At 65.3% G+C, this 277-nt stretch carries 1 pseudogene; it reads right to left on the bottom strand.

Annotated elements, in window-relative coordinates:
* Positions 1 to 249, bottom strand: a pseudogene (locus SB751_RS29980) (sensor histidine kinase); the annotation flags it as partial.
* Between the last annotated feature and the right edge of the window lie 28 nt (positions 250 to 277).

The raw sequence follows: 277 nt of genomic DNA, 5'->3' as shown, positions 1-277 counted from the left end.
CTCCTCGAAAGCCGTGTAGTCGCGCAGCAGCATGTAGCGCACGCCGTCGCGGTCGTCGGCCATCACATGCCAGTCGCGGTCGCCGTGTTCGAGGCGCGAGAAGCCGGGCTCGACGTCGCGCAGCCAGGTCGGAAACGTATCGCTGCCCGGTTCGCCGTGAAAGAAGCGGTTCACGCGGCCAACGCTCTTGCCCGCGAGATATTCGTCGCGCACGCGGTCGAGCGCCATGCCCATATCGATCTGCTGCAAATGCGTTTCGAGGCGGTTGACGGTCCAC

The organism is Cupriavidus sp. SIMBA_020, assembly GCF_046535395.1.
Taxonomy (GTDB): Bacteria; Pseudomonadota; Gammaproteobacteria; order Burkholderiales; family Burkholderiaceae; genus Cupriavidus; species Cupriavidus campinensis.
This window is presented reverse-complemented; position numbering and strand designations above follow the sequence as displayed.